Genomic DNA, 6,025 nt, shown 5'->3' with positions numbered 1-6,025 from the left:
CGAGCCCCTCCGGCGACACCTTCATCCCCCGCCGCGCCGTCCTCCGGGCCTGCTCCTCCAGGAGGAAGGCACACAGGAGCGGCAAGTCCTCCAGCCGCTCGCGCAAGGGCGGCAGCCGCAGGGGAAAGACGCTCAGCCGGTAGTAGAGGTCCTCCCGGAAGCGCCGCTGGGAGATGGCCTGCTGCAAGTCCACGTGCGTGGCCGCCAGAATCCGCACGTCCGCGCGCACCGTCCGGTCACTGCCCACCGGCTCGAAGGTCTTCTCCTGCAACGCGCGCAGCAGCTTGGCCTGGAGCTCCACGGGCAGCTCGCCCACCTCGTCCAGGAAGAGCGTGCCCCCGTGCGCCATCTGGAAGCGCCCGGCCCGGTCGCGCGTGGCCCCGGTGAAGGCCCCCTTGATGTGGCCGAACAGCTCGCTCTCCAGCAGCCCCGCGGGGATGGCCGCGCAGTTGAGCGTCACGAAGGGCCCCTCCGCCCGCGCGCTCCAGCGGTGCACCGCCCGCGCCAGCCGCTCCTTGCCCGTGCCCGTCTCGCCCAGCAGCAGCACCGGCGTGTCCGTCTCCGCCACCTGCCGCGCCCGCCGCGCCAGCTCGCGCACCGCCGGGCTCCGGGACGCCTCCAGCACCCCCACCTCGTCCCCGCCGAGCTGCGCCTCCAACAGCCGCGCGTGCTCGTGCTCCCGCCGGTGCAGCCGCTCGAAGGTGCTCCGCTGCTCGGCCTGCTGGAGCGCGGTGGCGAGCATCTGCCCGTACACCTCCACCAGCTCCACCACCGCCTGGGGGTACGTCTCGCACTCCGTCCGGTCCAGCGTCAGCAGCCCGTAGCAGCTCTCCCCCGCGCACAGCGGCACCACCATGCACGAGTGCCCCGGCGGCAGGTCCAACACCCCATCGAAGGGGTCCCCATCTCCGTGCGCGTGCTCCTCCTCGGTGAAGGCCCGTGCCCGGCGCGTCTCCAGCGCCTGACGCAGCGTGGGGAAGTCCGCCAGCTTCAGCTCGTGGCGCCGCACCTTCTCCGTGGCCAGCGGGCCCCGCGCGGCCACCGACACCAGCTTGCCTTCTCGCAACAAGAAGATGGTGGCCAGGTCGAAGCTCGCCACCTGGTGGAGCCAGTCCAGCCCCCGGCGCAGCAGCTCCCCCACCGTCTCCTCGGAGGTCGCCAGCTCGATCAGGTCCCGGGCCTCCTTGCGGAGTTCGGCCCGCGTCACGGAAACGATGTCATTCGCCATGCGTCCATTTAGATAACCGGAGCGCCACCGAAATGTCAGTGGCGCCCGGCACCGATATTTCGGTATGCACCGATACAGCGGCGCCCTTCAGGGAGTGCGGAGGAGTCAACCCTTCGGAATCACAGGTGATGTTTCCCTGGCACGGACGCTGCTTCAGGTAGTACGCGACGAAACCCTGTCCGGTCTGCCAGCAGGCAGGCCTCAACCCCCAAGGAGTCGAAGAATGCTGACCGTCGGAGACAAGCTTCCCGCTTTCAACGTGACGGGTGTGGTGAGCCTGGAGAAGGGCAAGGAGTTCAAGGAGATCAACCAGGACACCTACAAGGGCAAGTGGCTGGTCCTCTTCTTCTGGCCGAAGGACTTCACCTTCATCTGCCCGACCGAGATCGCCGAGTTCGGCAAGCGCGACAAGGACTTCCAGGACCGCAACGCGCAGGTGCTGGGCGTGAGCACCGACAGCGAGTACGTGCACCACGCGTGGCGCACGCACCACCCGGACCTCAAGAACCTGCCCTTCCCCATGCTGGCGGACATCAAGCGCGAGCTGACGGCGAGCCTGGGCGTGCTGCACAAGGACGCGGGCGTGGCGCTGCGCGCGACCTTCATCGTGGATCCCCAGGGCATCATCCGGCACGTGTCGGTGAACGACCTGTCCGTGGGCCGCAACGTGGGCGAGACCCTGCGCACCCTGGACGCGTTCCAGACGGACGAGCTGTGCCCCTGCAACTGGCAGAAGGGTGAGGAGACGCTCACCAAGAAGCTGGCGAAGGCGGGGTAAGCAGCCATGGCGTCGCTCGAAGTCGTTCGCGGTGAGCTGACGGATGCCCACAGGGACACCCGTCTCAACCTCCAGTCCGTGCTGGAGAACAACAGCCTCACCCCCGAGCAGCGCTGGGGGGTGGCCGTGGCCTGCGCCTTCGCGGCTCGTAACGAGATGGTGAAGAAGGCCATGCTCCACGAGGCGCGGCAGGCGCTGGGCGAAAAGGCCGAGAACATCATCGAGGACGCGCGCGCCGCGGCCTCGCTGATGGCGATGAACAACGTCTACTACCGGTTCCGCCACATGGTGGGGAAGGAGTCCTACTCCACCAAGCGGGCCGGCCTGCGGATGAACCGGCTGATGCAGGTGCTCACCAACAAGGTGGACTTCGAGCTCGTCTGCCTGGCGGTGAGCGCCATCAACGGCTGCGAGACGTGCATCCAGGCCCACGAGAAGGTCATCCTTGAGGGTGGCCTCTCCGAGGACCAGGCGCACGACGCCGTCCGCATCGCGGCGGTCATCCACGCCGCGGCGGTGGGCCTCGAGTCGTAGGCGTTCGGCTTCACGCTGACATCAGACTCGCCCTCCGGTGGCAACGCCGGGGGGCGCGTCATTTTCAGGCGTTCCGCATCCATCTCCAGAGCACACGAAAGGAACGAACGCATGTACCGCAGCCCGAGCCCCCTCTCCGAGCAGTCCCGCACCGCCATCTCCGCCGCGCTCAACGAGCGCCTCGCGGACGGTCTGGACCTGCACAGTCAAATCAAGGTCGCCCACTGGAACATCAAGGGCCCTCAATTCGCCGCGCTCCACCCGCTCTTCGAGACCTTCGCGGTGAGCCTGGCCAACCACAATGACTCCATCGCCGAGCGCGCGGTGACACTGGGCGGCAAGGCCTACGGCACCACCCGCCACGTGGCCAAGACGAGCCGCCTGCCGGACTACCCGCAGGAGACGTCCAAGGACCTGGAGCACGTGCGCCTGCTGGCCGAGCGCATCGAGTCCTACCTGGCGGGCCTGCGCGAGAGCCGCAAGGCGGTCGAGCAGCACCAGGACACGGACACGGTGGACCTGTTCACCGGCATCATCACCGAGTTCGAGAAGCACGCCTGGTTCCTGCGCGCCTCGCTGGAGTCCTGAGTCGCCCGCGGGCTCTGTTCGCTGCCCGACCCCGGTGGGGTGATCCGCCCACCCGTGCCGGGCTATGCTCCGCGCCGCGAGTCAACGCGAGGAGCCTCGTCATGGCAGGCCGCGATTCACCCCGTCCCCAGGACGTGCCCCCCGAGGGACGGGAGCAGCAAGCCCCCAGCCTCCGGGCCGTCGGCACGGCGGCGGACAGCGCGAGCGCCCCCGAGCACACCGACAGGCGCCCGCTGAACGACCTGGAGGTGCGGGTGCTGCGCGGGGTGTTCGGCGACGGCATCTCCTACGGGCCCGTGCGTCTGGTGCGGATGGCCCCCTTCATCGCCCAGCTCAACGGCTCCAGGGCCTTCGTGCTGGGCAACACCCTGAACCTGCCCGAGCGGGACTTCGCCGCCATCTCGCGGGGACAACGCCTGGACCTGCTCGTCCACGAGGCCACCCACCTCTGGCAGTACCAGCACCAGGGCTGGGGCTACGTCGCCGAGGCGCTCTGGGCCCAGGGGTTCGGGGACGGCTACGACTACGTGAAGGCCCTGCGCGCCGGGAAGCCGTGGCGCGAGATGAACCCCGAGCAGCAGGCCCAGCTCATTCAAGACGCCTTCCGGGGCGGGTACTTCGACGCCCCCGGCGCGCGCTTCGGCGCGGTGAGCAACACCGGCACGGCCGTCCGTCCCGGCTGGGAGCCTCCCGACGGCTTCTCCGATTTCACGCCCGTTCTCGTCGCCGCCGTGGAGGCGCTCCAGAAGCCCCACCAATATTGACATTTGAGAATACCTCGTCGTTTCCTGGACCGGGTGACGGGTTCGTCATCGAAGCGTGGAGACGGCGGAGTCATGTCGAAGGTGGATGACGAGATCCTGCGGATTGAAGCGGCCCTGGCCGCGCAGGAGGGCCTGCGCCCGACGCTCGGGGATGCGGTGGTGGACGTGACGGTGGCCGCGCTGCGCACAAAGCACGAGGCCCTCCAGGCCGAGCGCCAGCGGCAGGTCAGCAGTGAGGCGCCCGTGAAGGGCTCGGATGGGCAGCTCCTCGAGCGGCTGCGGCGCCACATCCCGCGCGAGCTGGCCGAGAAGATGCGGGTGCTGGGGCACATCGAGGGAGAGCGCAAGCGCGCCACCGTGCTCTCCGCCCGGCTCTCGGGCTTCACCGCCCTGGGCGAGCGACTGGACACCGAGGAGCTGACCTCACTCACCAGCGACGCCATCCACGAGCTGGCCGAGGCCATCTACCAATACGAGGGGGCCATCGACAAATTCGTCGGGGACGACGTGACGGCCATCTTCGGCGCCCCCATCGCCCACGAGGACGATCCGGAGCGGGCCCTGCGCGCGGCGCTCGCCATGCGCGAGCGCATGGAGGGCATCAACCGCCGCTGGAGCACGCGCTTCGAGCACCCCCTCTCCCTGCACATCGGCATCAACACGGGCGAGCTCATCACGGGCCAGGTGGGCCCGGACCTGCGCCAGGACTGCACGTTCATGGGCGATACCGTGAGCGCGGCCGTACGGCTGAGGGAGGCCGCTCGCTCCGGGCAGATCTTCATCAGCGGGGACACCTGGCGCCTGACGCACGCGTCCTTCGACTTCGCGGCCCTCGAGCCCCTCCCCGCCAAGAGCAGGCGCGGCGAGCCGCTCCCCGTCTACGAGCTGGTGCGCGCCCGGCTGCTGCCCACCAAGACGCGCGGCCTGCACGAGCTCGCCCCGGCCTTCGTGGGGCGGGAGGACGAGCTGTCCACGCTGTCCGAGGCCGTGCGCGGACTCGAGGAGGGACGGGGGAGCATCATCACCCTGGTGGGCGAGGCGGGCATCGGCAAGTCGCGGCTGCTGGCCGAGTGCCAGTCGCAGCTCGGCGAGCGCGTGCGCTGGCTGGAGGGCCGGTGCTTCGCCCACACCAACGCGGTCTCGTTCGCGCCCTTCCTGGACCTGCTGCGCCGCAAGGCCGGCATCACGGGCGAGCACTCCGAGCCCAACGCCAGCGCCCTGCTCCACTCCGTCCTGGAGCACATCTTCCCCGGAGACGCCGAGGCCCAGGCCATCTTCACCCACCTGCTCGGCTTCCGGGCCTCGCGGCAGGAGGAGGCGGTGCTCGCCACCCTCCCCGCCCAGAGCCTGCGCCAGAAGATCTTCGCGCTCGTCGAGCGCTACTACTTCCGGCTCGCCCAGCGGCGCCCCACGGTGCTCGTCATCGAGGACGTGCACTGGGCCGACACCAGCTCGCTGGAGCTGCTCGAGCACCTCTTCGCGGTGACGGGGCGCACCCGCCTCCTCGTCGTCTGCACCTCGCGTCCCCAGCTCGAGGGCCCCGGGGCGCAAATGCTCGCGCACATCACCGCCCACCACGCGGAGCGGCACCGCCCCCGCGTGGTCGGTCCCCTGTCCGAGACGAACAGCGTGAGGATGATCGAGCAGCTCCTCTCGCTGCCCGTGCTGCCAGAGGCGCTCCGCACGCTCATCTCCCGCCGGGCGGAGGGCAACCCGTTCTTCGTCGAGGAGCTGCTGCGCTCGTTCATCGAGCGGGGCGCGCTCGTGCGCGGCGAGGTGGGCTGGGCCGTGACGCCCCTGCTGCAGACGCTCAAGGTGCCGGACACGCTGCAGGGCGTGCTGATGGCCCGGTTGGATCGGCTGCCGGTGGAGACGAAGTGGCTGGCGCAGCAGGCCTCGGTCATCGGGCGGACCTTCTCCTACCGCGTGCTCATGCACCTGGCCCGGCACACGGCGGGCGTGGACGCCGACCTGGGGCACCTGGAGCGTGAGGACATCATCCGCGAGCGGACGAGGGACCCCGAGCTCGAGTTCATGTTCAAGCACGCGCTCACGCAGGACATGGCCTACCAGAGCCTGCTCGCGTCGCGCCGCCGGGAGCTGCACCGCCAGGTGGGTGAGGCGCTGGAGGCC

The 6,025-nt window shown here is 69.8% G+C and carries 6 protein-coding genes; 5 read left to right on the top strand and 1 reads right to left on the bottom strand.

Going from position 1 to position 6,025, the window contains the following annotated elements; translation table 11 throughout:
* Positions 1-1,228 (bottom strand): sigma 54-interacting transcriptional regulator (locus VF697_RS31685; protein WP_331100818.1); only part of this gene is annotated, 1,228 nt, incomplete at its 3' end.
* A 223-nt stretch (positions 1,229-1,451) separates the two neighbouring features.
* On the opposite strand from VF697_RS31685, the gene VF697_RS31680 reads away from it, so the two are divergent.
* The 5 genes from VF697_RS31680 to VF697_RS31660 form a co-directional block, all read left to right on the top strand.
* Entirely contained in the window at positions 1,452-2,006 is a 555-nt protein-coding gene (locus tag VF697_RS31680; RefSeq protein ID WP_331100816.1) for a peroxiredoxin, read from the top strand.
* Between the two features lie 6 nt (positions 2,007-2,012).
* Positions 2,013-2,540 (top strand): carboxymuconolactone decarboxylase family protein, encoded by a 528-nt coding sequence (locus VF697_RS31675; protein WP_331100814.1) that lies wholly within the window; start codon positions 2,013-2,015, stop codon positions 2,538-2,540.
* A gap of 81 nt (positions 2,541-2,621) precedes the next feature.
* Positions 2,622-3,128 (top strand): DNA starvation/stationary phase protection protein Dps, encoded by a 507-nt coding sequence (dps, locus tag VF697_RS31670; protein ID WP_331100819.1) that lies wholly within the window; start codon positions 2,622-2,624, stop codon positions 3,126-3,128.
* Positions 3,129-3,229: 101 nt separating this feature from the next.
* Positions 3,230-3,892 carry a hypothetical protein gene (locus tag VF697_RS31665; RefSeq protein WP_331100812.1) on the top strand — a complete coding sequence of 221 codons (663 nt, stop codon included), beginning with the start codon at positions 3,230-3,232 and terminating at the stop codon, positions 3,890-3,892.
* A gap of 72 nt (positions 3,893-3,964) precedes the next feature.
* Positions 3,965-6,025, top strand: a 2,061-nt coding sequence (locus tag VF697_RS31660; protein WP_331100811.1) for an ATP-binding protein, incomplete at its 3' end; no start/stop codon positions are given.

Source organism: Archangium sp. (assembly GCF_036388035.1).
Taxonomy (GTDB): domain Bacteria; phylum Myxococcota; class Myxococcia; order Myxococcales; family Myxococcaceae; genus Archangium.
This window is presented reverse-complemented; position numbering and strand designations above follow the sequence as displayed.

Coding starts and splice junctions, on each gene's coding strand:
- VF697_RS31665 (WP_331100812.1), top strand. CDS start 3,230: ATGGCAGGCCGCGATTCACCCCGTCCCCAGGACGTGCCCCCCGAGGGA.
- VF697_RS31675 (WP_331100814.1), top strand. CDS start 2,013: ATGGCGTCGCTCGAAGTCGTTCGCGGTGAGCTGACGGATGCCCACAGG.
- VF697_RS31680 (WP_331100816.1), top strand. CDS start 1,452: ATGCTGACCGTCGGAGACAAGCTTCCCGCTTTCAACGTGACGGGTGTG.